Below are 23,687 nucleotides of genomic sequence, written 5' to 3' on the forward strand. Positions count from 1 at the left end.
CTTTTCATGAAGAATCTCCTCCAATATAGCGTATGAGAAAATTCTACTTTTGACATCACTTATTTTTCGGGGGGATTACCTTACTTATGATGTTAAGCTTCCTGCAAATGTCCCACCCCACATTTAATTAACACCCCGCAAATGTCCCATCTTTAAAATTAATCTTTCTAATAATGCTATTCAATTAATTCAATATAATCTTCCATAGATATAATGTTTCCCACTGCACTATGTTTATTCTCTCTTATAAAGCTATGAAAACATCCTTTGGTTGCTGGGTGCTCTAACCTATGTTTTTGATACCAATTCTTGAGAATACTACTTTGAGTTTTTATATAATTCTCAAATTCACTAATTAAGTCGTTTTTTTGATCTTCTGTTAGATTCGTAAGATAGTTATTTATCTTCTTATTGACATATTGCCTGTAACGTTCAGTTTGCGCTTCTTGTTTTTCTTTCTTTTCTTTTTCTTTCGCTTCTGAGATCTTGCGACGCTCATTGATTAATGCTTTGCTTGATTTACTATGCTTATAGTCTTTTTTAAGTGCTTCAATCAAATATCCAGCGAGACCTCTAATCTTTCCTGCAATGAAACTTTCTGATTGAGTGATGATCTCCACTTTCTCTCGAATATAGTCGTTATCATATTTTGCATATGTCTCTTCAATCATTTGAGTTGAAAACCCGAATGTATTAATCAGAAGTTGCTTTAACTCTTCATCAATCGATAAGTTATTTAGGGGAATAGGGGATTCATCAACATTTTTTTCTAACTTGAAGCGTATTCTCGTGACTTTTTGATTAACTCGTTCTATTTCAGGAACAATACGAATTGGCGATACTGTGTTTACCTCATTCACTCCAACATCTAAAACTCTTTTTTTAAAGTCTTTAAACACTTGATATTTACCATCAAACACACCCATTAGCTTTCTAAAGATATCCAGCGGAAACCAAGGTGTTTGCGCTAGCCCTTTGTAGCGAATACAGTTCTCATAAAGCGCCAAACCATAGCCGGATTTGAATTTTGAAATTAGTTCAATGTTTATTTGGCCATATATCTCAGGTTGATACATAAGATCTTTCATCACCTGGCTGTATTCATAGATGCAAACCCCATTTGAAAGTTCAGCAGATGCCAATATGGAACTAGCCTTCCATTTTTTTTCTTGTCCAGTAGAGCAATCAATAACGTTCCATTCGATCGCTATTGTTATTAGTCCGATCAATGCTTCTTTGAGCTTTGCAGTATCTTTGCTGTTGTAACCAATCAGTTGATATAAATCTTTTCCTTTGATTTCAAATTGTTGTTTGTAAGGAAGATCTGGATAAGCATTAAAGAGCAACGCATTAAACAGCTTGCGCTGAACTAATGACAGATTATTAGAGCAATGTATCGCGTTAACATGTTTTTTGAGTTCGAGACTCTTATTATTTATTGCTACGCTTCCCATACGTTTCTCCATGCTACCTAACAAGTAATCCGAGTACTCGGATTAACTCTCAATCCGAGTACTCGGATTCTGCAATAATTTGTTCTAAATAATTTAAAACGTGTTTACACATATCTTCCACATTCACAAAACCAGCAATCTCTTTGTTTAGTACAATCGATGGAAGTCCCCGATAATCTGATTTGAAGGTAAATAGTTTTTTACCTTTTTCAGAGCTATAAGCCTTGGCATTACTTGAGCTTTTAGATTCAGCTTTCTGTTGTGAGGTTTTCTCTTCAAATATCTTCTCTAATTTGGCCTGCGAAGTAATTGTTCTACCTAACTGATGAGCAATAGAAACCATTTTGTTGTAGTTATCTTTAGACTTATTAATTAACTGAACAATTTTTACAGCAAGTTGTTTAGAGAGGGCGTGTATATCTGGAATAGCCCGCACGATGTCTTCTGGAATTTTTGAATAAGCCATTAATTCGTTAAATGTGGAATAGGAAATACGCAATTTTTCCGAAAGTTCTTTTTCGGTTTTAAATACATTATCCGACAACAATCGTTTATAGAGCATCGCATTGGAATAATTACTAACATCATTTCGTAATTTATTCTCAGCATCTTGCGATGCAATCGCATCTTGTACATTGGGAATATCTTTTCTGATTACAAGAAAAGGGATTCCAAGCCGCATACAAGCAATATGCCTTCTTCGGCCAAAAATCACTTCATATTTTATTTTCCCATGGGGATTAGGATGATTTCTCACTAAAGCAGGCTGTAACTGCTTGTTTGATTTAATAGAATCAATTAGCCCATCAATATCGCCTAGTTCACTTTCTTGTCGGTTAGCGTATTTCCAAGGTTCGCACTCTTCTGGATTGACGTAAATTAATTCTTGCTCGGCAAATTCAATCCCAGACTGTGTTTTAAAATAAGATGGAGTTTTAGGGGCTGCTTGTTTTAAAACAACTTCCTCATCAGCGGCCTCTATTTTTTTTACTTGACCACTTTTCATGAGCATACCTAAGGGGCCAGAATTATGAACGTTACGTTTACTATTATCCATGTTACTCTCCACTTACAAAGGATGCTTTAGCTTGTTTATCCCAGATTTCTTTAAAGTTATTAATAATTTCAAGATTGACATCATCTAAATGTTGCAAGGCTCTGCGATAAGCTTCTCGACTGCCACGCGGCTTTGAAACATCATAGATGGTTCCAATCTCATTAGCTGCTTTTGCAACTTCTACTGTTTCACACATATGATTAGTGAGAATATATCTGCCAAACTGCTCTCGCATCATATTCTCCATCTGTAACGCTTCATTACTTCCGCTGTGCTTAGAAATGAGTATTCGTAAATATTCCAATTTTTTTGAAGGTAATTCTTTAAACATATTTCGTAGGGTAGCTGTGTACATAATGAAACTTGAATAATCATTCATACTAGGAGGGATAGGGATAATGATGCCATCACAAGCTATGATTGCATTAAGTGTTAATAAACCCAGATTTGGTCCACAATCAATTAAAATTACATCGTATTGATTTTTAATAATTTTTAATGACTCAGATAATCGTATGAAGGGTGAACCTAAGCGCTCATGATTGTTTTCTTTTTCATTAGGTAAAATCAGATCACAATCTTGTATTGCTAAGTTAGCAGGGATGATATCAAGACCATCAAAATGCGTTTTTAATATTACATTTTTGATATTATTAGGGTTGGATATTAACACATTGGTTATTGTATCTTCATAACGCAATTCTAAATCAGGTATTAACCCTGAACTAATTAAAGTTGCTGTTCCTTGTGCATCAAAGTCTAAAAGTAGGACTTTTAAACCTTCTATAGCAATTTTTTTCCCTAAATCAACTGTGGTTTCAGTTTTTCCAACTCCGCCTTTTAAGTTAGAAACAGCTATGGTTAAACACTTTGAACCCTTTGGTCTTTTATATCGGGTTTCTGCTTTATCTCTAAGCGCATTAATGGCTGCCAAAGTATATTTTTTAACCTTCCTGCCATTTTCAGAGTCTTCAATGACTATTCCAGGTACATCATCTGATGATTCTAACAATTTTCTAAATGTAGGATCAGAAACTTTAACCATTTTTGCGGCTTCAATAGCTCCCCAAGTTCTAGATTTTTTTCTTTTTTCTGGACTAATCACAAAATTTCTTAGTGTTAGTAACATTTCGTTACCTGCTTGATAGAATTTATCCATTAACTGCTCTGGATTATCTGTACCATACGTAATGATTTGAGGATCAAGCATGATTTCCCTTTTATTAAAATAAGTGATTTTCACATTTTTTATAATTTATCTATGATTTATTGAAAATGCAACAGAAAAATGAAATTTCTATTTACTATAGAAACACAACGTGTTTTAATTTTTTTAAGATCTTTTTATTAGTTGTTTAGAAACTGATTCAGTCAATGTTCTTAAGGGTTGTAAGGGAGCTAGAGGGACTTTTACGGGGATTATTAGGGACGTTTGCAGGAATGGCTGAGGCGGTTACGGGACAAGGTGAGACGTTTTCAGGAAGTAAAAATAAGAATAATAACTAAAGGTGCGACGTTTACAGGTAGGGTGGGACGTTTGCAGGGATAATTGAGGAGAGACACTCGTGTCAAATTTAGAATTGAAGGGATTGAAGTTGCTTCGAGCCTTAGACAATTCATTCCAGGATGGAGAATCTATACCCAGCGAATCTATAACACATTTAGCTGTTGAGTTATTAAACTCTGGCAAATACCAGCCTCGAAAACAATTTGACGAATCTATTTTAGACGAGCTCGCAAACTCCATTAAAGTTCAAGGGATTATCCAACCCCTTATTGTTAGAAAGATAGCAGAAGAACGTTATGAGATTATTGCTGGTGAAAGACGTTGGCGAGCAGCGAAAAAGGCTGGATTAACTTATGTGCCTGTTATTGTCAGAAATATTGATGATAATGTTGCTCTCGCATTTTCACTGATTGAAAATATTCAACGTGAAAATCTAAATCCAATCGAAGAGGCATTGGCATTGAATAGGTTTCGCGAAGACTTTCAAATGACTCATGAGGACATAGCACAGATGATAGGGCGTTCTAGGGTTTCGATTACTAATTCGCTTCGCTTATTATCTTTAGAGCCTAGAGTAATAGAGATATTGAGCGAGGGTAAGATTGATATGGGACATGCAAGAGCACTTTTGAAACTATCCCAAGAACAGCAATATCAGGTTGCATGCACCGTTATTGATAAACAACTTAATGTGCGTGAAACAGAGGCCTTAGCCAATCGATTGAAGTCCTCCGGTGATGAGGACCATAACAAAACTCTTTCTTTAGCTATACCCCATGACAAATGTGAGGAATGGAGTACTTATCTATCCCAACAATTTACCACCAATGTTTCTGTAAAAGTAAATGCTGACGGTAAAGGAAAAGTGATTATCGAGGTGAATTCTGCTAGTGAGGTTGATTGGCTTATTAAGCTATTGAAAAAGCATGTTTATATCAACACAATATAAAGTTGTATTTAAAATACACCTTTAATATAATAAGTAGGAACCTACATCATAAGGAGCGTTACCATGTTAATGACTCACAAACCTGCTCAAACAATAAGTGATAAAATTGCCTTCGGTCTCGTTAAATTTTTTCGCTTTTTTGCAGATACTTTTTTCCAAAAGCGATACGGCAATCGCGCGATAGTTCTAGAAACTGTGGCTGCTGTTCCTGGTATGGTTGGTGCTGCCTTATTGCATTTGCGATGTTTAAGAAAAATTAAAAACGATGAAGGATGGATTAAAACCTTGCTGGATGAGGCAGAAAATGAACGAGTTCATTTAATCACTTTTATGTATATCGCGAAACCCAATTGGTTTGAGCGGTTCATCATTTTTACGGCACAGGCCATATTTGTAGTACTGTATCTTATAATGTATGTTATTTCTTCTAAAACAGCCCATCGTTTTGTGGGGTACCTTGAGGAAGAAGCGGTGGTTAGTTATACCCATTATCTCGAGGAGCTAGATAAGGGTGCAATTGATAATTGCCCAGCCCCGCAAGTGGCTAAAGAGTATTGGGGTTTGGAGGAGCATGCACGATTACGTGAGGTGCTATTGGCTGTACGTCATGATGAGGAAGAGCACCGAGATGTGAATCATCAATTGGCTGACACGCTTGCTCAAGGGCAGGCCATTTTAACGGCATTGAAAACGGAGCAGCCTCGTATGGACGCGAAGAAACGTTAACAGATGCTGAAATGAAAAATATTTGATAAGGGATAGTCATGAACACACAAAATGATGATTTAATCTGTTACAAAAGTATACCCATTGATCCTCATGGAAAGCTCAAGTTCTTTCTTGAAAAACACAGTACGAAAGAGGGGACTTGGGGGCATCTGACCCTTCATGAAGGCGAAATTGATTTTGCTTTTTTAGATGGGGAAGGGCATGAGCTTTCACGTACACGGCTCAATAAAAACAACGCCAAATTATCTATTCCTCCTGCTTCATGGCATAAAATCATTCCAGTGAGTGCAGATTTTAATGCTCATCTTCAGTTTTATTGTAAACCGCATCGATATTTTAATAAGAAATACCATATGGGTGCACTGCATGGCGACCTATTCTATGCGTACCAAACTTATTTATCACATCAAAAACACCACAACATTCTTGATGTGGGTTGTGGTTCGGGGAGGAATCTGTTGTATTTTGCAAAACTTGGCTATCCTATTACTGGAGTTGATATCAATCAATCCGCATTAGAAAACATTAAGACGGTTGCCCAAGAAGAAAATCTAACCCAGGTCGATACTTTGCTACATGATTTAAATCAACCTCTAACTCTCACAAAAGAACAATATCACTTTGTGTTCTCTACAGTAACGCTGCAATTTTTAAATACTGAGCGTATCCCCTCCTTACTAACGGAGTTGCAAGAGGCAACAGCAAAGAATGGTTATCATTTTTTGGTTTTTCCTGTTCAATCAGAACTCTATTCATTACCTAATTCATTTACCTTTTTACCAAAACACGAGGAGCTTTATCATTTTTACCAGAATCGTGGTTGGTCTATATTGGAGTATAAAGAGTCGGTAGGCCATCTTCATAAAAAAGATGAGTCAGGTAGGCCAATATCCGGTTTATTTGGTTTGCTGCTTGCTCAAAAAATTATTTGATTGAATCAATCCTGGTTTTTTGTTTATTGAGTGATTCTCAGCAAAGCAAATAACTCGTTTTTATTGTGTAATACATCTGCCAAAGTGTAGCGTTCCAAAACACTGATAAAGGCGCTTTGTGCTTCATGTAAAATACTCTTGAGTTTGCATACCGGGGCAATGCAGCAATTTGCTTTTTCTTTATTAAAACAAGGAACCAAATCAAAGTGTGGCTCAAGTTTAATGATCAACTCACCCAAATTAATGGTTTCAGGAGAAGCTGCCATTAGGATTCCGCCATTCTTGCCGCGTATGGTCTTAATCAGCCCAAGTTTTGCTAAATTATGGATGATTTTGATCATGTGGTTGATGGAGATGGAGTAAGCTTCAGTAATGTCTTTAATAGTGCATGAGTCTTTTCTTAGCGCAATATAAATTAAGGCGCGTAGCGAGTAATCGGTAAATTGAGTCAGTTGCATAAAAATTCCTGTTAAATTTATTGACGCCTATTATTTCTTTTTATAAGATGCATATCAAATACATCTTATAGGAGTATACCATGTTTGAGTCGCTATTTGACCGATTAGGCGGACAAAATGCTGTCAATACTGCAGTAGATATCTTCTACCGCAAAATGTTACTGGATGAAAGAGTAAACTATTTTTTCGATGATATTGATATGGAGCAGCAAATTCTCAAACAAAAGGGATTTTTAACCATGGTTTTTGGTGGACCTAATCAATACACCGGAAAGAACATGCAAGAAGGGCATCGTCATTTATTGGAACGCGGATTAAACGATTCACATGTGGATATTGTGCTTGAACATTTGGGGGCAACGTTAAAAGAGCTGGGTGCTCATGATGAAGACATTCAAAAAGTTGCTACGATTGCCAATAGTGTTCGCGATGAGGTTTTGGGGCGCGCCTTATGAATACAGTAGAATTCAACCATCAGTCGTACACTTTGGCTCCTGACGAAAACCTTTTACAGTGTTTCCTGCGCCATGGAGTTGATTATCCTAACTCCTGTCAGGCAGGAATTTGCCAATCGTGTTTGATTAAAGCCAAAGAGGGTGAAGTCAATCCTATTTGGCAAGAAGGATTACCCGAAGTGCTTAAAGCTCAGGGTTATTTTCTTGCCTGTCTTGCAAAACCAGTCGCACCGCTTTATGTGACCTCACCAGATGCAGCAGAGTGCGAGGTGGAGGCTCAAATCATAAGCCTAGAACGACTCAATCAGAATGTGATTCAAGTGAAACTTAAGGTAGGGAATCTTGACCTTTGGATCCCAGGACAATACCTGTCCCTTATTAATCCTGAGGGAACCATGCGAAGTTATTCAATTGCTAATATTCCTACTCAGGATGGATATATTGAGTTGCACATTAAGGTTTATTCTCATGGTGCTATGGGGCAGTGGCTTTCGCAAAAAGCAACAAAAGACATGTCAGTTACGCTTAGAGGTCCTTTTGGCCAATGTTATTACTACAACCCAGATAAGCTTATGTTTAATCTTTTATTAGCAGGGACTGGAACGGGATTGGCACCGCTCATTGCAATTATTAAAAGTGCATTAATCCAAAAGCATGAAGGAAACATCACCTTGGTACATGGAGGTTTGGTTGATGAGGACATTTATTACAAAGAAGAGCTTGAAACATTGTCTTTGTTATTTCCTAACTTTTATTATGATCCATGTGTACTTCAAAGTCAGAGAGGATGCTATCCCGAAGCTTCAATTGAAAAAAGGGTATTGACGCACTTGAATGATCCGAATCAAACTCAAGCGTATGTATGTGGTCCTAAAGAGACGACCAACAAGTTAAAAACACGACTTTTTCTTGCAGGAGTCCCTTCAGCAAAAATTTACAGTGATGTTTTTCTATAATACGACATCTGAGATTAAGGGTATTGGCAAGTAATTGCTAATCGCTCTTTTATCTTCATCGTACTTTGTTATTTGCTACCTAAATTGAACTCATATATTGTTTTAGGCCTCATTCACAGATTGAGGCTCTGTGCGTTTAATTTGTGCTAATTTTGGGTAAAAAGGTTTTAATTTTATAATAAAATCGTAGGCCATAAACAAGGCACCCAGTGCAAAAACAACATCTCCAGGGAGGCGTAACCACTGCCACAACAACGTTGTATTATAAAATTCAAGACTTCGTGCATGGGCAAATCCATGCTCATAAACATCCATCAATTGTGCCCATCCGATAGGAAAGAAATTCAACACAATCCAAAGAACTAGGCCTATGTTATAGAACCAAAATGCCCAAGTACCTAAACGGTCACTCCATGGAAATCGATTTCCCGCAGCATAACGTAAACAAAAATAAATCAATCCCAAACCAAGCAGACCAAACGCACCAAACAAAGCAGTATGAGCATGATTTAAGGTTAAAAACGTTCCATGTTCATAATAATTGACGAGTGGTGCATTGAGTGTTCCTCCGCCGAATACTCCTGCGCCAACAAAATTCCAAAAGGATGCACCAAAAATATAAAGATAAGCTAAATTGTAGGTATAATCTCCTCTGCGCTTGATGAGTTGGCGCTCTTCAATCGCATCGATAATAAGAAGAGCTAAGGGTAAGACTTCAATAAAAGAAAACATGGAACCAAGTGGTACCCATATGTCAGGTGTACCCGTCCAATACCAATGATGTCCTGTACCAATGACTCCACCTAAAAAGATAAGAATGGTTTCAAAGAGCATGGCTCGCTCCGCCAGAAGACGAGAAACAAGACCAGTTCCCATTAAAATATAGGCTGTAGCGCATACAGCAAAAAATTCGAATGATTGTTCTACCCAAAGATGAACAACCCACCAGCGCCAAAAATCAGTAATGGTAAATGATTTTTCTATTCCGGTTAATGGGATCATTCCAAAGCAATAGAGTATTGCAACATTTAACGTACTTGCCCAAAAAAGATGCTCAAGATGGATTCGTCCAGTCCAAAACTCAACAGTCGCTGTTTTTAAGTGATTCCAGGTGGGCCACATCCCGCGAAACACAATAAAACTCCACAGGAAAAGCCCTAAACAAAATCCTATTTGCCATAATCGACCCAACTGGAGATAAGATAAACCCTGATTGCCAATCCAAAACCAGGCTTGATTCACATAGCCCATAATCCCTAAATAATCGCCAATAATTGCTCCACCAACAATAAACAAAGTTACCCAAAATAAGAGTTCCACATAAAAGCCTTGTCTTTTCGCCTCTTTTTTAGAAATCAGAGGCACAATAAAAACAGCAGCACTGATCCATGAAAGAGCAATCCAAACGATTGGTGTCTGAATGTGTACATCACGTAAGAAATTGAAGGGTAAAAAATTATTAAGATGAACTCCATAAAAGTCAGTGCGCTTTACATAATAATGCGCAAGAAGTGCACCAACCGCAATCTGGACGAGAAGGATAAGTGCCACAATTACAAAATATTGTCCTACTTTACGCTGGCTTGGAGTCAATGGTTCGAAGTCCAAAAATAAGGGTGTTTTAGGTGCATTGTCCGGCGCACTGAGATAACGATGATAAATATAGAGCACTGCACCAAAACCTAAAAAGACAAAACAAAACGAAACCCAGGTCCAGTAAAAAGTATGAGGTGTTGGACTATTACCCATGGTGGGTTCATAAGGCCAATTGTTCGTATAGGAACTGTTTTGGCCAGGTCTACGAGCAATGGTCGTCAGCGATGAATAGATAAGAAAATCTGCCGTTTGTAACGCACTTTGCTCATCCAGGCTGTATGCTTTGGTCCAACCTGCTTCAGCATCATGATTGAGTAACGTTTGTGAGATTTCAGTACGTATCTGTTGTATGGCTTCTGTAAGAGGTTGAGATAAGATACTCGTTTGATGACTAAGATCTATTTGTTGGAGCTCATGTTGCATTGTTTTACGAACTACATACTGATCTCCTTCAGATAAACTCGCAAACGGCTTCTTTCCAAAACGCTGCTGCGCTATGTTTTCTTCGGTGAGCCTACCCAGTCGCACCAGATATTTTGCAGTGTAATCTTCCCCAAAATAAGAACCCATCCCATAAAGGCTCCCGTAATCCATAAGATCAGCGCGCTGAAATCCTGCTTTACCTGCGACAATATCTTCTTCTGTCATGATGATTTGTCCCGAAGAAGATATAAATTTTTGGGGTAGGGGAGGAGCCAATTGATAGGTTTTCACTGTACCCCAAATGATAATGGTGAAACAGATTATTGCTGTGATTAAGAGAATCCATTTTAAAACATTTGAAACAGGATCGATTTGGTTATTAGGCGTTCCATTGCTTGCATCGCATTGACTCATTAAATTTCTTCCCTTGGTGCTTGTATTATTTTTGCATGAGGGTTTTATTTTTATAACAAAATAATTCGTTATACCCAACCCAAATGACTCAAATTGTTCTATCTGTTTGACAATAGAGCGAAACAAGTTATTGTTTTATAATAAGATATAATATCATCAATAAGAAATAGTATAAATTTTATAGTATTCATTTTGAGATGAATTATGTGTACTTGGAACCTCATCGAGTACTCTTAGATTTCTTTATTTTAAAAGAGATACACAACTTGTGGCTATAAGTTGTATTTTAAATACAACTTTTGTAATATGAATGTAGTTCGGTGCTTAAGAGATTCATAAGGAGACAAAACCATGCATCTTGATCCACTTATTTTGTCACGCCTGCAATTTGCATGGGTTATTGGCCTTCATATTCTGTTGCCCGCGTTCACTGTAGGACTTGCTTCTTATATTGCCTTACTTGAAGGCGTTCATTTTATATCAAAGCGCGAAATTTATTTTCGTATTTCAACCTTTTGGACGAAAATTTTTGCCATTTCTTTTGGAATGGGGATTGTTTCCGGCATTGTCATGCCCTTTCAGTTTGGTACCAATTGGAGTCGTTATGCAGATTCCACGGCGAATGTTCTCTCACCACTTTTCGCGTATGAAGGGCTTACCGCATTTTTTCTTGAAGCAGCGTTTCTAGGAGTGCTCTTATTCGGTCGTAAATTGGTTCCTCGTTGGGCTCATTTTGGGGCTGCATTGATGGTCGCATCCGGTACACTCATCTCCTCATTTTGGATTCTGGCAGCAAACAGCTGGATGCAGACTCCAGCAGGCTATAAGATTGTGGATGGGCGTTTCTTTCCGGCAGATTGGTGGAGTATTATTTTTAATCCCTCATTTCCCTACCGTATTTTGCATAATGTCACGGGCTTTTACATCACTACCGCTTTGGTCGTCATTTCTGTGGCTGCTTATTTTATTCGTAGAAATCAATTTGTATCCGAAAGCCGAGTGATGCTTTCAATGACATTCTGGCTTTTAACGCTTCTTGTACCGTTGCAAATCGTCTTAGGCGATCTACACGGGTTAAACACACTGAAATATCAACCGGCAAAGCTTGCAGCAATCGAAGCACATTGGGAACCAGAAAAACGGGCTCCGCTTATTTTGTTTGCTCTTCCTGATGAAAAGAACGAAATGAATCATGCGGTGATTGAAATTCCATTGTTGGGGAGCCTTATTCTGACGCATGAACTCAATGGAGAGGTCCCAGGACTAAAACAATGGCCGGCTAACGAGCGCCCTCCAGTCGCAATCCCATTCTTTTCATTTCGTATTATGGTGGGTCTAGGCATTATAATGCTTGTCTTGATTGCCATTAGTTTATGGTTACGAATACGTCATCGTTTGTATGATACTCCTTGGTTTTTACGTACCTGTCAGTTTGCGGCTCCTCTTGGTTTTCTTGCAGTACTTGCAGGTTGGGCAACCACGGAAGTGGGTCGCCAACCATGGACCGTTTATGGGTTGCTGCGCACCTCTGATTCGGTTACTCCTTCACTGGCAGGTAGTGATGTTCTTCTTTCTCTGCTTGGTTACATAGTTGTTTACCTTATTATATTTCCTGTCGGTGCTTTTTTAATGGCACGAATTGTTCGCAAAGGATTTGCTGAACCAGAAGGCATTGAATTACCTATAGAAGGGGGTCAACATGCAAGTCCTATTACTTTCACGGAGCACCAATGATGATAATTGATTTTGTTCCTTTATGGACTGTCCTTCTTGCTGCGGCAGTGTTTTTCTACGTTTTGCTTGATGGTTTTGATTTAGGCGTGGGCATGCTTTATGGCCTGGCTCCAGACACAAAAACCCGTAATTTAATTATGAATTCTATTGCACCTATTTGGGATGGTAATGAAACATGGTTGGTATTTGGTGGTCTTGGCTTACTTGCCGCTTTTCCACTGGCCTTCGCCATTATTATTCCAGCTGTTTATTTTCCCATTTTAGTCATGTTGTTGGCCTTAGCTTTTCGTGGTGTTGCCTTTGAATTTCGTTTCAGAGACGCAGCTCATGTGACCTTTTGGGATCATGCGTTTTGTTATGGCTCAATGATTGCAACGTTTGCTCAAGGAGTCGTGCTTGGGGCATTTATTCAGGGTTTTAAAGTCGATGGGCGTCATTTTGTGGGCAGTTCTTTTGATTGCTTCACCTGGTTCTCTGTATTTACCGGTGTTGCACTCGTCTTTGGTTATGGTTTGTTGGGTGCAGGGTGGTTGATTCTTAAAACGGAAGGGGGTTTGCAACAAACTGCACGTCGGCAAGGACGCTGGTGTTTTCTGGGCGTACTTGCAGCAATTGTTATTGTAACTCTTTGGACGCCACTGATGGATGCGGACATCGCGCATCGCTGGTTTTCTTGGCCCAATATGGCTTATTTGTCACCTATACCGGTTATCACCATTCTCCTTGCCGTCTTTGAATGGCGGATGTTAAACAATAACTCTGAAATTGGCTCTTTTATTGGTGGGGTTGGATTATTTTTTATTTCCTACATTGGGATTGGTATTAGCTTGTTCCCCATGATTATTCCGCATCAATATACTTTATGGCAAGCAGCATCCCCTCCGGAAACCCAAACGTTCTTAATTGTGGGAACGATGTTTTTATTGCCTGTAATTCTTATGTATACAGCTTGGTCCTATTGGGTATTTCGTGGAAAAGTTCGGGCTGATGTTGGCTATCATTAATGGAAGTTTTTGCAGATATTTTAAAGCATCAACGTGTAGGCTTTTAATCCAAAAAAATTTCAGAAAATATCAGGTGCCCCATCGTCTTGAGATTTAAATGCAGGTGTTTGTGATGAGCGAATTGACTAAAAAACATATTGAGAAACTGGTAAAGCATTTTTATCTCAGGGTACAAAAAGATGAATTGCTCGGTCCCATATTTAACGACATGGCACAAGTTAATTGGGATCAACACATCAAACTGCTTTCTCAATTTTGGAACAGTATTATGTTAAAAACCCATGAATACCATGGCAATGCGTATGAAAAACATGTGCTCATTGGGCAAAAAACTCCTATTTATGAGGCACATTTTAGTCGTTGGCTCGATTTATTTAAGCAAGAAGCGGTAAAACACCTGCCCTCTGAGGCAGCCAATGACATGATACAAAAAGCTTCATTAATCGGAAAATCATTACAGTTTGGCATGATAGGGAAATCATGAAAAGTTGCAGGTGTGATTTTCAAAATAACGAAATAAGATGATGTTTGTTGTTTGCGGATTAAATCATAAAACGGCGCCAATTAATGTGCGTGAAAAAGTCGCCTCATCTTCGGCTATCCAAGATTTTTTGCTCCATAACCTATTGAGTCTTCCTGATATTAATGAAGCGGCTATTTTATCTACCTGTAACCGCATGGAAATCTACTGCGATACCCATAATCCACGAGTCCTTTCTTCCTGGCTTGCCCAAACACATCAATTGCCTGTTGAATCCTTAGCCCCTTTTTTATACCTGCATCAAAGTGACCAGGGAATAAAACATACCCTACGCGTTGCGAGTGGCTTGGATTCCATGATGATTGGTGAACCTCAAATTTTGGGGCAAATGAAACAGGCTTATCAACAGGCATGCAACTTTGGAGCAATTAAAACCAAACTACGCCCTATTTTTGAAACTATTTTTAGTGCTTCAAAACGTGTGCGTACTCAAAGTGGGATAGGTACAAACCCAGTTTCTGTTGCCTATGCCGCAGTTCAATTAATCGGTAGGTTTTTTAAAGACTACAAATCGCTCAATGTCCTTTTGATTGGCTCGGGTGAGACAGCCTCCTTAGTTACAAAATATTTACATCAACAAGGTGTTCATCGTTTTCTAATCGCAAGTAGAACAATAGAACATGCCCAAAAGCTTGCCAAAGATTTTAATGGAAAAGCCATTGCACTTCATGATCTATCACATTTTCTACCACAAGCAGATGTAATTGTTTCTGCCACAACCTGTCCCATCCCTTTTATTAATAAAAGGCTGGTAGAAGAAGCTTTGTCGCAAAGAAATGATGCACCCATGTTCTTTTTAGATTTAGCAGTTCCTCGTGATATTGAGTCTCAGATTAACGAATTAGCACCCGTTTATCTCTATAATATTGATGATTTGCAAGTCATAATCGAAAAAGGAATGGATGAACGACATCAAGCCGCATTACATGCAGAACAATTGATAGAAGATGAATTAAACCTATATATTCAGAAACAGCGAGCCCTTAAAGCCAAAAATCTGATTTGTGATTATCGTAACCAAATGCACCATTTAGCACAAAAAGAGTTGGAGCATGCGTTGAAAAAACTTTCTTCGGGGTTATGCCAACAGCGCGTTTTAAATGAATTGAGTGAGCGTTTGGTGTATCAACTCATGAATATCCCTACTGCAATGAGCATAAGACATAGTCTCGAAGAGGACCACGAAGAGGTAATGAGCTTAGCACATTATCTTTTCAGTAAAATATAGAGTGGTTTACTTAACAACTTGATACTCAGTCTATACTAAATTTAAACCTAACTATCAGATGGTCTCTAAGTTAATAAATAGTCTCCTAAAGGATGAGCCATGAAAAAATCAGGCGATAAACAGGACAATAAAAAATTACAGTTGAATGCATCCAAACTTAGTCTGTCACATTTTTTGCATTGCGTTGCAAGAGGCGAACAGGAAGAAGCCGAGCGCCTATTGAATATACCAGTACAAAAAAATGGCAACTATGAAAATCTGTTGTTAGCACAAGAAACATTCACCGATTATTCAGATCGAACATTTGTATGTACTGCTTATGAGTATGCCTATTGGGCAAAGGATACACACATGTGCCGGATGCTGGAACAATATATGGATAAGGACACAAAATCGGATCTGTTAAAACGCTGCAAGTCGATAGAGAGGGATGGATTGAAGTACAGCCAACAGATTACACAGGTTGATGGGACCAAGCGTGTTGAGCAGTATTGTACAAAGCATTTTGACTTTACTCCACTCAAAACAGCATTGGAACAATATATTCAGGGATTTGCTCACTGGAGTTGGGATGAGAGAAAAAAGGCCTGGATGGCGGTAGGGGTAGCCCAGCGTGATCTTCCTGTTCATGTGATTAATGAATATTGCAGGCCGGATCGGACGTTTTATCCATTGCCACTGTTTGACGAAGATAAATTACCTAGAGTTATCACCTATTACGATCATCATATACGCAGTGATGTCTCATTGTATCCTTTGGTTATTTCTGACTCTTCTGGTCTTGGTGTTGATTTTGCATTAATTCGTGGTCGGTTTCGACCGGTGGCGGTACGAGCGCGACGCTGTGGCTCCGCGCTGCGGGCCGCGTGTGAATTAGCAGCCATTAGCCACCTTGATGAAGTAAGAACTACCGATCTCAAGCAGTCGGTTGAAAACCTGGGGTAATTCGAAAGAGCTGGTGAATGGGATTATCCCGTTTTTTAAAATGATGAATAAGGTTTTGCAAGAAATAATATCTCTTCATATGTTGAGGAGCGATTCAAAACTTTGTTCCTATGGGGGAATCTGCCAAACTTTTTTATAATGTTGTAATGCTGAGTCGCGGATTTTGCATGATTAAATAATCTTAAAGATAATTCTTGGTCAGCGATGTTTTCGCTATGCATGAAAGGCATGTACATAAAATGTCTTTTTTCATCAGTGGACAATTTTTTATCCATGCTCTGTTCAATTGCTAGTTTTGCTAAATTTAAAGCTTTAAGGTCAGTTGCAAAAGCCTGTGGAGATCCTCTAAAAAAGTTACGCGGAAATTGATCGAATATTATAATGAGACTTAACATTCCATCCGGCGTTTTTTTCCAGAAATCTAGTTTATCAGAACAAGCATCTTGATATGTTATTAAAAACTTATCTTTAATTAAGTTATCAAATTTTTTGTTTTTAGCAAACCAATATCGTTTTGATTCTGGAGCAAACCAGAAGTTTAAGATTTCGGAAAATGAAGAGTTAAGTTCAGGGATCATTCTGTCAATAAATGTAATATAAATATTAATAATACTCTTTAGTGATGCTTGAGAATAAGCATCATAAGAATAAATCAGTATAAAGTTCTGCTTTTGGATCCATAGCATAAGCTGAAAAATCAGTTACACCACTCTGTATTAATACCTCTTCATCTATAAAAAAATTACCTGTCACCAATTTTGACGGTTGAGTTAGTATCCAATGAGCTGCATCAGCAATGATCTGCGGTTTTCGACTTGCCATATATATTTCGTTAGGAAAATGAACTCGAATGGCGTCTGTCGCTATGGTTGTCCTTGGCCACAAGGAATTAACAGCAATTCCTGCTTTTTTTAACTCTTCAGAAAGCCCTAAAGTACACATACTCATACCGTATTTACTCATAGTATAAGCTAAATGAGGAGCAAACCATTTTTTATCCATATTCAATGGCGGAGATAAAGTCAAAATATGCGGATTAGTGCTTTTTATTAAATGCGGAATTGCAGCCTGAGAGCAAGCATAAGTTGCACGTGCATTAACTTCTTGCATCAAATCATAACGCTTCATAGGCGTATTAAGAGTATCTGTTAAACTAATTGCACTTGCATTATTTATTAAAACATCGAGTTTTCCAAAAGTTTCTATGGTTATATTTATAGCATTTTGGATCTGCTCTTCATCCCTAACATCAACCATTAAAGGAAGTGCCTGTCCACCAAGACTTTCAATTTCCTTTGCCACAGAGTAAATAGTTCCCTCAAGTGTTGGATGAGGTTGTGTGGTTTTCGCTGCAATTACAATACATGCCTTTTCTGTTGCAAATTTTAAAGCAATTTCCCGTCCTATTCCTCTGCTGCCTCCAGTAATAAACAAAACTCTAGTCATTTTTTTTCCTTAATTTTGTTGCCACCACCAATCCAGGCTAAAAACATACGCATTAATTTTCCATAAGGGGGTTCTAGCTGGTTGTTATCTCGATGTTAACGTGACTATTAATTGAATTCGAAATAAAACAATTTTCATGGGCTTTTTCACGCATTTTATTTACAGTATCATCGTCAGGAAGTTTAGATCCACCAAATTTAATTTTGGGATGCAATGTAATTTCTGTAACGCTAATTTTTCCACGCTCATTTTTATTCGTTATGCCAATAGCTTCATCGAGATAACTATCAATGATATAACCATTTTTGCAAGCTACTGCCAGAAATGTTTGCATATAACAACCCGATAATGCTGACACGAGCAATTCCTCAGGATTAGTCAATTCTGATTTACCAAAGTAGTCCTTTGGATTTGATGCTTGAATGTTTTCTCCACCGCTAAATGTGATCATGTAAGTACGATCATAGGTTTCATAATTAAAATCTTGCCCATTACGTTGCCAGTGAATAGAAGCTAAATGATTTCCCATAATGCCCTCCTTTTCTATAAACATGATTTAGTATTCAGAAAATTCTTCTGCAAATAAGCTCTAACGTGTATTTTCTTATTATTGTTTGTTACTCTACATGAGACAATCAAGTTTTCGCTAATAGTATAGTTAATAACGCCACTGCATTGTTGTGCCGAGTTTCCTTAGAACCATACAATAAAGTTACATTTTTATTTTTGGCTTCTTTTAAAATAACATCGATTTCTTCTTGTTTCTCAGTTAATTCCTCTGCATAGCGTTTTTGAAATTCAATCCACCTATTTGGATCATGATTAAACCATGTACGTAAAGAATCACTAGGTGCAATGTCTTTTAACCACAGATCAATCTGAGCGTCACTTTTTTTAATGCCACGAGGCCAAAGTCTGTCCACAAGAATTCGAAACCCATCTGATTTATTTGATTCCTCATAAATTCGTTTCACATGAATATTCATTGTCTCTGCCTCTGGGAGATGGCACGGCTTATTAATTTAAGTTTTTAACATTCCTCTTAGTACATAGTGTAAAATTCCCCCATTTTTGTAGTAATCTAATTCATTTAAAGTATCAATTCGCAAGATTAGATGAATCTCATTTTGAGTCTTATCTTCATTATGGATAATAACTTTTACTTGCATACGTGGTTTCATCTCATGAGTAAGACCTACAATATCAATGAGTTCAGAGCCTGTAATTTGCAGTGTTTTACGGGTAACCCCTTCAGGAAACTCTAAAGGTAGAATTCCCATCCCTATCAAATTTGAACGATGGATTCGTTCAAAACTTTCTGCAATGACGGCTACCACACCTTGAAGCTTTGGCCCTTTTGCCGCCCAATCTCGAGAAGAGCCTGTTCCATATTCTTTCCCTGCAATGATAACCAATGCGGTGCGCTCCTTTTTATAACGCATTGCTGCATCATATATGGGTAGGATTTCATTATTGGGAATGTGTTTTGTAAAACCTCCTTCAACATCAGGCGTCATTTCATTTCTAATACGGATATTAGCAAATGTTCCTCGCATCATGACTTCATGATTTCCGCGACGCGATCCATAAGAATTAAAATCTTTGATTGAGACTCCTTTGGATTGTAGGTATTTTCCTGCAGGGCTGTCCGGCTTAATGGAGCCTGCAGGTGAAATATGATCGGTAGTAATACTGTCTCCAAAGAGTGCTAAAATTCGAGCTCCTTTTATTTCTTTAATTTTTTCGGGGTTCACATTCATTTCATCAAAATAGGGTGGGTGTTGAATGTAGGTTGAATTCACAGGCCAGGCATAAGTATCTGATTTGGAAATTTTCATCGCACGCCATTCATCTGTTCCTTCAAATATATGTGCATAAGTGTCATGAAACATGTTTCTGCTTATTTTTGCTACTTCACATGCAATTTCAGCATTTGTTGGCCATATATCTTTTAAATAAACAGGATTTCCTGATGCATCTTTTCCAAGTGGGTCTTTTGTCAAATCAATCAATGTGGTCCCTGCAAGTGCAAAGGCCACAACAAGCGGTGGTGAAGCAAGCCAATTTGCTTTAACAAGCGGATGAATACGTCCCTCAAAATTACGATTACCTGAAAGTACCGCTGAGACAATCAAATCATGTTCAATAACAGTTTTTTCTACAGATTCGAGAAGTGGTCCGGAATTTCCAATACACGTGGTACACCCATAACCTACCAATGTGAATCCTAGTTCATTAAGATATTTTTGTAAGTTAGTTTCCTCCAAATAGCGAGTGACTACTTGAGAGCCTGGCGCAAATGAGGTTTTGACCCACGGTTTTCGTGTTATTCCTTTTTCCACCGCTTTTTTTGCTAACAATCCTGCTGCAACAAGCACATTGGGATTAGATGTATTGGTACAACTGGTAATTGCAGCAATAACTACATCTCCATGATGCATTTCAAAATTTGAATCGGTAATAAACGATTTTTCCTTTTCTTCAGTACGGTTATTTTCTGTTAAGAATTGATTAAAAGTACTCGTCAGATAGGACAATTCAACGCGATCTTGTGGGCGTTTGGGGCCAGCAATACACGCTTTAATCGAGGATAAATCCAGTGTAACTATGTCGGTATAAACAGGCTCAAGATGAGGATTATGCCATAGTCCTTGAGTTTTCGCATAAGCCTCAACAAGAGCAATGTCTTGTTCCTCTCGTCCACTTAAACGTAAATAATCAAGGGTTATTTCATCAATAGGAAAAAAGCCACATGTAGCACCATATTCAGGTGACATATTACCAATCGTTGCTCTATCCGCAATGGATAAATAACGTAGCCCATCACCAAAGTATTCAACAAATTTACCAACGACCCCTTTTTCACGCAAAAGATGGGTGATAGAAAGCACTAAGTCAGTTGCTGTAATTCCCTCCTGTAACTGTCCTACCAATTTTACCCCAATGACTTCGGGAATGAGCAATGAAATGGGCTGTCCTAACATAGCCGCTTCTGCTTCAATACCCCCGACTCCCCACCCAAGTACCCCAAGACCGTTAATCATGGTTGTATGACTGTCTGTACCTACTAACGTATCAGGGTAGGCATATATTTTTCCGTTGATTTGCTGTGTCCAAACCGTTTTAGCCAAGTATTCTAAGTTGATCTGGTGACATATTCCGGTATCAGGCGGTACAACGCGGAAATTTTTAAATGCTTTTTGTCCCCACCGTAAAAATTCATATCGCTCATGATTTCTTTCCATTTCCATCTGTGCATTGACTGTAAACGCATTTGGAGTAAGGAATTCATCAACTTGTATGGAGTGATCAATAATCAGATCAACAGGAGAAAGGGGATTAATTTGTTCTGAGTTTCCACCTAGCTTTTTAATAGCAGCTCTCATTGCAGCGAGATCGACAATAGCTGGAACACCAGTAAAATCCTGCATTAAGACACGTGCAGGACGATAAGCTATTTCATGATCGGACGATTTTAATTTTAACCACTCAATAATTGCTTTGAGATCATCTACTGTAACGGTGTGTCCATCTAAATGACGAAGTAAATTTTCCAATAGGATTTTTAAAGTGAAGGGCAGTTTAGATAAATCCTTCAATCCTCCCCGTTCTGCCTCCTTCAAGCTGTAGTAATGATATTCATTTCCGTTGACTGAAAGGATTTGTTGTATGCTTTTGTGGAATTCATGGGTTAGAACAAGGTTTGATGAGGTTCTATGATGTTTTAGGTCATGTGTTCCAGCTGCCCAAGAGGGTGGGTCGCTTGCTGGAAAGGATTCCTCTGAAGACTCATTTATAATCGCCTGATTTCTTTCCAACTTGGGACTTATGATCCAATTTATCCATCTTTTGATTTGCAACATGGCGACATCCTTATCGAAAAATTTTGCATGATAAAATTTTAGAAGCTAGATATATATTATAGTTAATTATTTGTGCGAATAACTGACTCAGTATGCAAGAAAAGAATGTGCATTATTAAAAGTTATGGTTGCTTCGAAGAACGAGTGTGTGTATCGCCTATCCGTTTGTAATTTACAATTTTATTTTGTATGACGAATTTATTTATTTTATTTTTATTCAATAGACTATAATTATCAGTATATTACTATGCATTGCTTGTAGAGGGTAAAGACGTCATCAATAATTACAGAAAGGTGAAAATATGCCATTTTCAGAAGCATTTGTAGAGGAAATAGTCCCTGTAGCGCAGAAACGTCTTATAACCATTAGAGACGATGCTCCTTTATTAGAGGCCGCTAAATTTCTTGATGGTCGACACATCAATCTTGTCGTGATTTGCGACAACGATGGAACAATGGTTGGTATCATTACTCGAACGGATGTTGTTCGCATGATGGCAGTTTGCCAGGGTTGTGGTTGTACCGTCTCTGTTGCGACTGTGATGACTAAAGATGTTATTTGCTGCCGTCCAACCGATTTGTTGCGAGATGTATGGACGACTATGAAAGAACAAAATCTTTTGCATGTCCCTATCGTGGACGAGAATTTCAAACCGTTAGGAGTAATTAACGCACGCGATGCTCTTTTGGTTCTTATGGAAAAAGCAGAGTTTGAGAGCTCACTATTACGTGATTATGTTATGAACGTTGGATATAGATGATTTTGTGACGATAAGATTTAGAATCTAACTGAGAAATTCATCTTGAATTTTAGAGATTTGAAAAAAAAGTAGCCAAGATAAATTAGTCTTTTATCTTCTGAAGCGCTGATCCTTTATGCATGGCCATATGATCTGTTTTGTCGCTTTGAATCAAATATTGCGGCTCTTCTTTTGATGCATGAACGGTATAATTTTTAAATTTAATTTCAGAAGTAATTATTTTTTTAATGGTTTCTCTTACCCTTCCTGCTTCTGAGTTCCATTCAACATGATCGCCTATTTTAAATTCTTTTTTCATGAATGTATTCTCCTATCCACAGTTCAGATATCAAACAATCCCTTAGCTTTTAGTTTCTGTAGCAATAAATGAAAATAAATCAATCCGGCATAGGGGTACCATTTTTGGGTAATCTGTGAAATCTGCCTGTAATCTAATTTTGTTTTAATCTGCAATAAGTTTTGTAAATTGTTTGACGCACCTACATCATCTCCTGGAAACATGTCAATTTTTCCTAGTCCACGTAACAAAATATATTCTGCAGACCATCGGCCAATTCCCTTAAATTGGCATAAAAATGCGACAATCTCATTGTTCGTCTTATCTTCTAAATGATGAAACAAGGTTTCATCAGAACTAATTCTAGACGATAACTCAATAAGTGTTTCGCATTTATTGGTGCTATAGCCTAATTTTTTTAATTCCAAAATGGAGCAGTTTGCTACATCTTTGGGTATAGGGAATGCATAAAATGTTTCATCAGCATTATGGATATTTTTTCCAACATATTGAATAAAGCGGTTTTGAACTTGTAGGCCTGCGTCAAGTGATAATTGCTGACAGGAAATTGCATTCACAAATGCTTCAAAAATACTTGGAAATCGTGGTGGTTTCAGACCTTTAAATTGCCTTACTATAGGAGCTAAATGAGGATCTTGTTCTGCAATGCGATAAAAATCGATTAAGTTGCAGTTCAGACCAAACATCTTTTCTAATAATCGAACTAACTCTTTTTTTATTTTGGGACTAATTGTTTGGTTGGTTGATACTAAAATTTCTTGCTCATTTTTTTGCTCTACATCCACTTTAATCAATTGATTTTCAATAAAAAACAATCGTGTGTAGCGGTTTTCACGCCATAAATCAACATTATTTTTGCTCCTTCTACGTAATGCCCATACCGTATAATCAAGTCTGAATGGTTGTAGTGGGAACAAAAGAAATGAAGTATCCATAT

23 protein-coding genes are annotated in these 23,687 nt (G+C 37.9%); 11 read left to right on the forward strand and 12 right to left on the reverse strand.

The window, feature by feature from the left end:
* Nucleotides 1-176: 176 nt before the first annotated feature.
* The 3 genes from Lnau_RS09300 to Lnau_RS09310 are packed head-to-tail and all read right to left on the reverse strand — an operon-like array spanning nucleotide 177 to nucleotide 3,721.
* Nucleotides 177-1,454: a replication initiation protein gene (locus Lnau_RS09300; RefSeq protein ID WP_238585957.1), complete on the reverse strand. Its 1,278-nt coding sequence runs from the start codon at nucleotides 1,452-1,454 to the stop codon at nucleotides 177-179.
* Between the two features lie 49 nt (nucleotides 1,455-1,503).
* Complete coding sequence (locus Lnau_RS09305; protein ID WP_058504897.1) at nucleotides 1,504-2,511, reverse strand: ParB/RepB/Spo0J family partition protein; 1,008 nt, start codon at nucleotides 2,509-2,511, stop codon at nucleotides 1,504-1,506.
* 1 nt (nucleotide 2,512) lies between these two features.
* The gene (locus Lnau_RS09310) at nucleotides 2,513-3,721 is read right to left on the reverse strand and encodes an AAA family ATPase (RefSeq protein ID WP_058504898.1); all 1,209 of its coding nucleotides are present in this window, start codon (nucleotides 3,719-3,721) and stop codon (nucleotides 2,513-2,515) included.
* 355 nt (nucleotides 3,722-4,076) lie between these two features.
* Here Lnau_RS09310 and Lnau_RS09315 point away from each other — a divergent pair, with 355 nt between their 5' ends.
* The 3 genes from Lnau_RS09315 (at nucleotide 4,077) to tehB (ending at nucleotide 6,628) form a co-directional block, all read left to right on the forward strand.
* Complete coding sequence (locus Lnau_RS09315; RefSeq protein ID WP_058504899.1) at nucleotides 4,077-4,967, forward strand: ParB/RepB/Spo0J family partition protein; 891 nt, start codon at nucleotides 4,077-4,079, stop codon at nucleotides 4,965-4,967.
* A 63-nt stretch (nucleotides 4,968-5,030) separates the two neighbouring features.
* The gene (locus Lnau_RS09320; RefSeq protein ID WP_058504900.1) at nucleotides 5,031-5,693 is read left to right on the forward strand and encodes an alternative oxidase; all 663 of its coding nucleotides are present in this window, start codon (nucleotides 5,031-5,033) and stop codon (nucleotides 5,691-5,693) included.
* A gap of 38 nt (nucleotides 5,694-5,731) precedes the next feature.
* Nucleotides 5,732-6,628, forward strand: a complete 897-nt coding sequence (gene tehB / locus Lnau_RS09325; RefSeq protein ID WP_044012714.1) for an SAM-dependent methyltransferase TehB — start codon at nucleotides 5,732-5,734, stop codon at nucleotides 6,626-6,628.
* 23 nt (nucleotides 6,629-6,651) lie between these two features.
* On the opposite strand, the gene Lnau_RS09330 is transcribed toward tehB, so the two are convergent.
* The gene (locus Lnau_RS09330; RefSeq protein ID WP_044012718.1) at nucleotides 6,652-7,086 is read right to left on the reverse strand and encodes an Rrf2 family transcriptional regulator; all 435 of its coding nucleotides are present in this window, start codon (nucleotides 7,084-7,086) and stop codon (nucleotides 6,652-6,654) included.
* 80 nt (nucleotides 7,087-7,166) lie between these two features.
* Here Lnau_RS09330 and Lnau_RS09335 point away from each other — a divergent pair, with 80 nt between their 5' ends.
* Together Lnau_RS09335 and Lnau_RS09340 are read left to right on the forward strand one after the other, a co-directional pair.
* The gene (locus Lnau_RS09335; protein WP_044012721.1) at nucleotides 7,167-7,541 is read left to right on the forward strand and encodes a group I truncated hemoglobin; all 375 of its coding nucleotides are present in this window, start codon (nucleotides 7,167-7,169) and stop codon (nucleotides 7,539-7,541) included.
* On the forward strand, nucleotides 7,538-8,497 hold the full coding sequence (locus tag Lnau_RS09340) for an FAD-binding oxidoreductase (RefSeq protein WP_044012724.1): 960 nt from the start codon (nucleotides 7,538-7,540) through the stop codon (nucleotides 8,495-8,497). The genes Lnau_RS09335 and Lnau_RS09340 overlap by 4 nt, the downstream gene beginning before the upstream one ends.
* A 102-nt stretch (nucleotides 8,498-8,599) precedes the next feature.
* Here Lnau_RS09340 and Lnau_RS09345 read toward each other — a convergent pair whose 3' ends face one another.
* Nucleotides 8,600-10,930 carry a nitric-oxide reductase large subunit gene (locus Lnau_RS09345; RefSeq protein WP_044012727.1) on the reverse strand — a complete coding sequence of 777 codons (2,331 nt, stop codon included), beginning with the start codon at nucleotides 10,928-10,930 and terminating at the stop codon, nucleotides 8,600-8,602.
* Nucleotides 10,931-11,281: 351 nt separating this feature from the next.
* Here Lnau_RS09345 and Lnau_RS09350 point away from each other — a divergent pair, with 351 nt between their 5' ends.
* The 5 genes from Lnau_RS09350 to Lnau_RS09370 all read left to right on the forward strand — a co-directional run bounded on the left by Lnau_RS09350 (nucleotide 11,282) and on the right by Lnau_RS09370 (nucleotide 16,382).
* Nucleotides 11,282-12,664 (forward strand): cytochrome ubiquinol oxidase subunit I, encoded by a 1,383-nt coding sequence (locus Lnau_RS09350; protein ID WP_044012730.1) that lies wholly within the window; start codon nucleotides 11,282-11,284, stop codon nucleotides 12,662-12,664.
* Nucleotides 12,661-13,668: a cytochrome d ubiquinol oxidase subunit II gene (gene cydB / locus Lnau_RS09355; RefSeq protein WP_083503811.1), complete on the forward strand. Its 1,008-nt coding sequence runs from the start codon at nucleotides 12,661-12,663 to the stop codon at nucleotides 13,666-13,668. The genes Lnau_RS09350 and cydB overlap by 4 nt, the downstream gene beginning before the upstream one ends.
* 112 nt (nucleotides 13,669-13,780) lie before the next feature.
* Nucleotides 13,781-14,152 carry a group III truncated hemoglobin gene (locus Lnau_RS09360; protein ID WP_044012961.1) on the forward strand — a complete coding sequence of 124 codons (372 nt, stop codon included), beginning with the start codon at nucleotides 13,781-13,783 and terminating at the stop codon, nucleotides 14,150-14,152.
* 37 nt (nucleotides 14,153-14,189) lie between these two features.
* On the forward strand, nucleotides 14,190-15,437 hold the full coding sequence (gene hemA / locus Lnau_RS09365; RefSeq protein ID WP_058504901.1) for a glutamyl-tRNA reductase: 1,248 nt from the start codon (nucleotides 14,190-14,192) through the stop codon (nucleotides 15,435-15,437).
* Nucleotides 15,438-15,536: 99 nt separating this feature from the next.
* Nucleotides 15,537-16,382: a hypothetical protein gene (locus Lnau_RS09370; RefSeq protein ID WP_044012737.1), complete on the forward strand. Its 846-nt coding sequence runs from the start codon at nucleotides 15,537-15,539 to the stop codon at nucleotides 16,380-16,382.
* Nucleotides 16,383-16,417: 35 nt separating this feature from the next.
* Here the strand turns inward: Lnau_RS09370 and Lnau_RS09375 are convergent, their stop codons facing one another.
* The 5 genes from Lnau_RS09375 to acnA form a co-directional block, all read right to left on the reverse strand.
* The gene (locus tag Lnau_RS09375) at nucleotides 16,418-16,960 is read right to left on the reverse strand and encodes a DUF924 family protein (RefSeq protein WP_044012965.1); all 543 of its coding nucleotides are present in this window, start codon (nucleotides 16,958-16,960) and stop codon (nucleotides 16,418-16,420) included.
* Nucleotides 16,961-17,021: 61 nt separating this feature from the next.
* The gene (locus Lnau_RS09380; protein WP_044012741.1) at nucleotides 17,022-17,828 is read right to left on the reverse strand and encodes an SDR family oxidoreductase; all 807 of its coding nucleotides are present in this window, start codon (nucleotides 17,826-17,828) and stop codon (nucleotides 17,022-17,024) included.
* 73 nt (nucleotides 17,829-17,901) lie between these two features.
* On the reverse strand, nucleotides 17,902-18,357 hold the full coding sequence (locus Lnau_RS09385; RefSeq protein WP_044012746.1) for an OsmC family protein: 456 nt from the start codon (nucleotides 18,355-18,357) through the stop codon (nucleotides 17,902-17,904).
* A 106-nt stretch (nucleotides 18,358-18,463) separates the two neighbouring features.
* Nucleotides 18,464-18,814 carry a DUF488 domain-containing protein gene (locus Lnau_RS09390; RefSeq protein WP_058504902.1) on the reverse strand — a complete coding sequence of 117 codons (351 nt, stop codon included), beginning with the start codon at nucleotides 18,812-18,814 and terminating at the stop codon, nucleotides 18,464-18,466.
* Nucleotides 18,815-18,850: 36 nt separating this feature from the next.
* A complete protein-coding gene (gene acnA / locus Lnau_RS09395; protein WP_083503812.1) occupies nucleotides 18,851-21,691 on the reverse strand; it encodes an aconitate hydratase AcnA in 2,841 nt (946 codons plus the stop codon).
* A gap of 302 nt (nucleotides 21,692-21,993) precedes the next feature.
* Between acnA and Lnau_RS09400 the strand changes: the two genes are divergently transcribed.
* Nucleotides 21,994-22,452 (forward strand): CBS domain-containing protein, encoded by a 459-nt coding sequence (locus Lnau_RS09400; RefSeq protein WP_058504903.1) that lies wholly within the window; start codon nucleotides 21,994-21,996, stop codon nucleotides 22,450-22,452.
* A gap of 82 nt (nucleotides 22,453-22,534) precedes the next feature.
* On the opposite strand, the gene Lnau_RS09405 is transcribed toward Lnau_RS09400, so the two are convergent.
* Together Lnau_RS09405 and Lnau_RS09410 are read right to left on the reverse strand one after the other, a co-directional pair.
* Complete coding sequence (locus tag Lnau_RS09405; protein ID WP_058504904.1) at nucleotides 22,535-22,750, reverse strand: hypervirulence associated TUDOR domain-containing protein; 216 nt, start codon at nucleotides 22,748-22,750, stop codon at nucleotides 22,535-22,537.
* Nucleotides 22,751-22,773: 23 nt separating this feature from the next.
* On the reverse strand, nucleotides 22,774-23,685 hold the full coding sequence (locus Lnau_RS09410) for a DNA-3-methyladenine glycosylase family protein (RefSeq protein ID WP_058504905.1): 912 nt from the start codon (nucleotides 23,683-23,685) through the stop codon (nucleotides 22,774-22,776).
* Between the last annotated feature and the right edge of the window lie 2 nt (nucleotides 23,686-23,687).

The sequence above is a fragment of the Legionella nautarum genome, from assembly GCF_001467895.1.
Lineage (GTDB): Bacteria > Pseudomonadota > Gammaproteobacteria > Legionellales > Legionellaceae > Tatlockia > Tatlockia nautarum.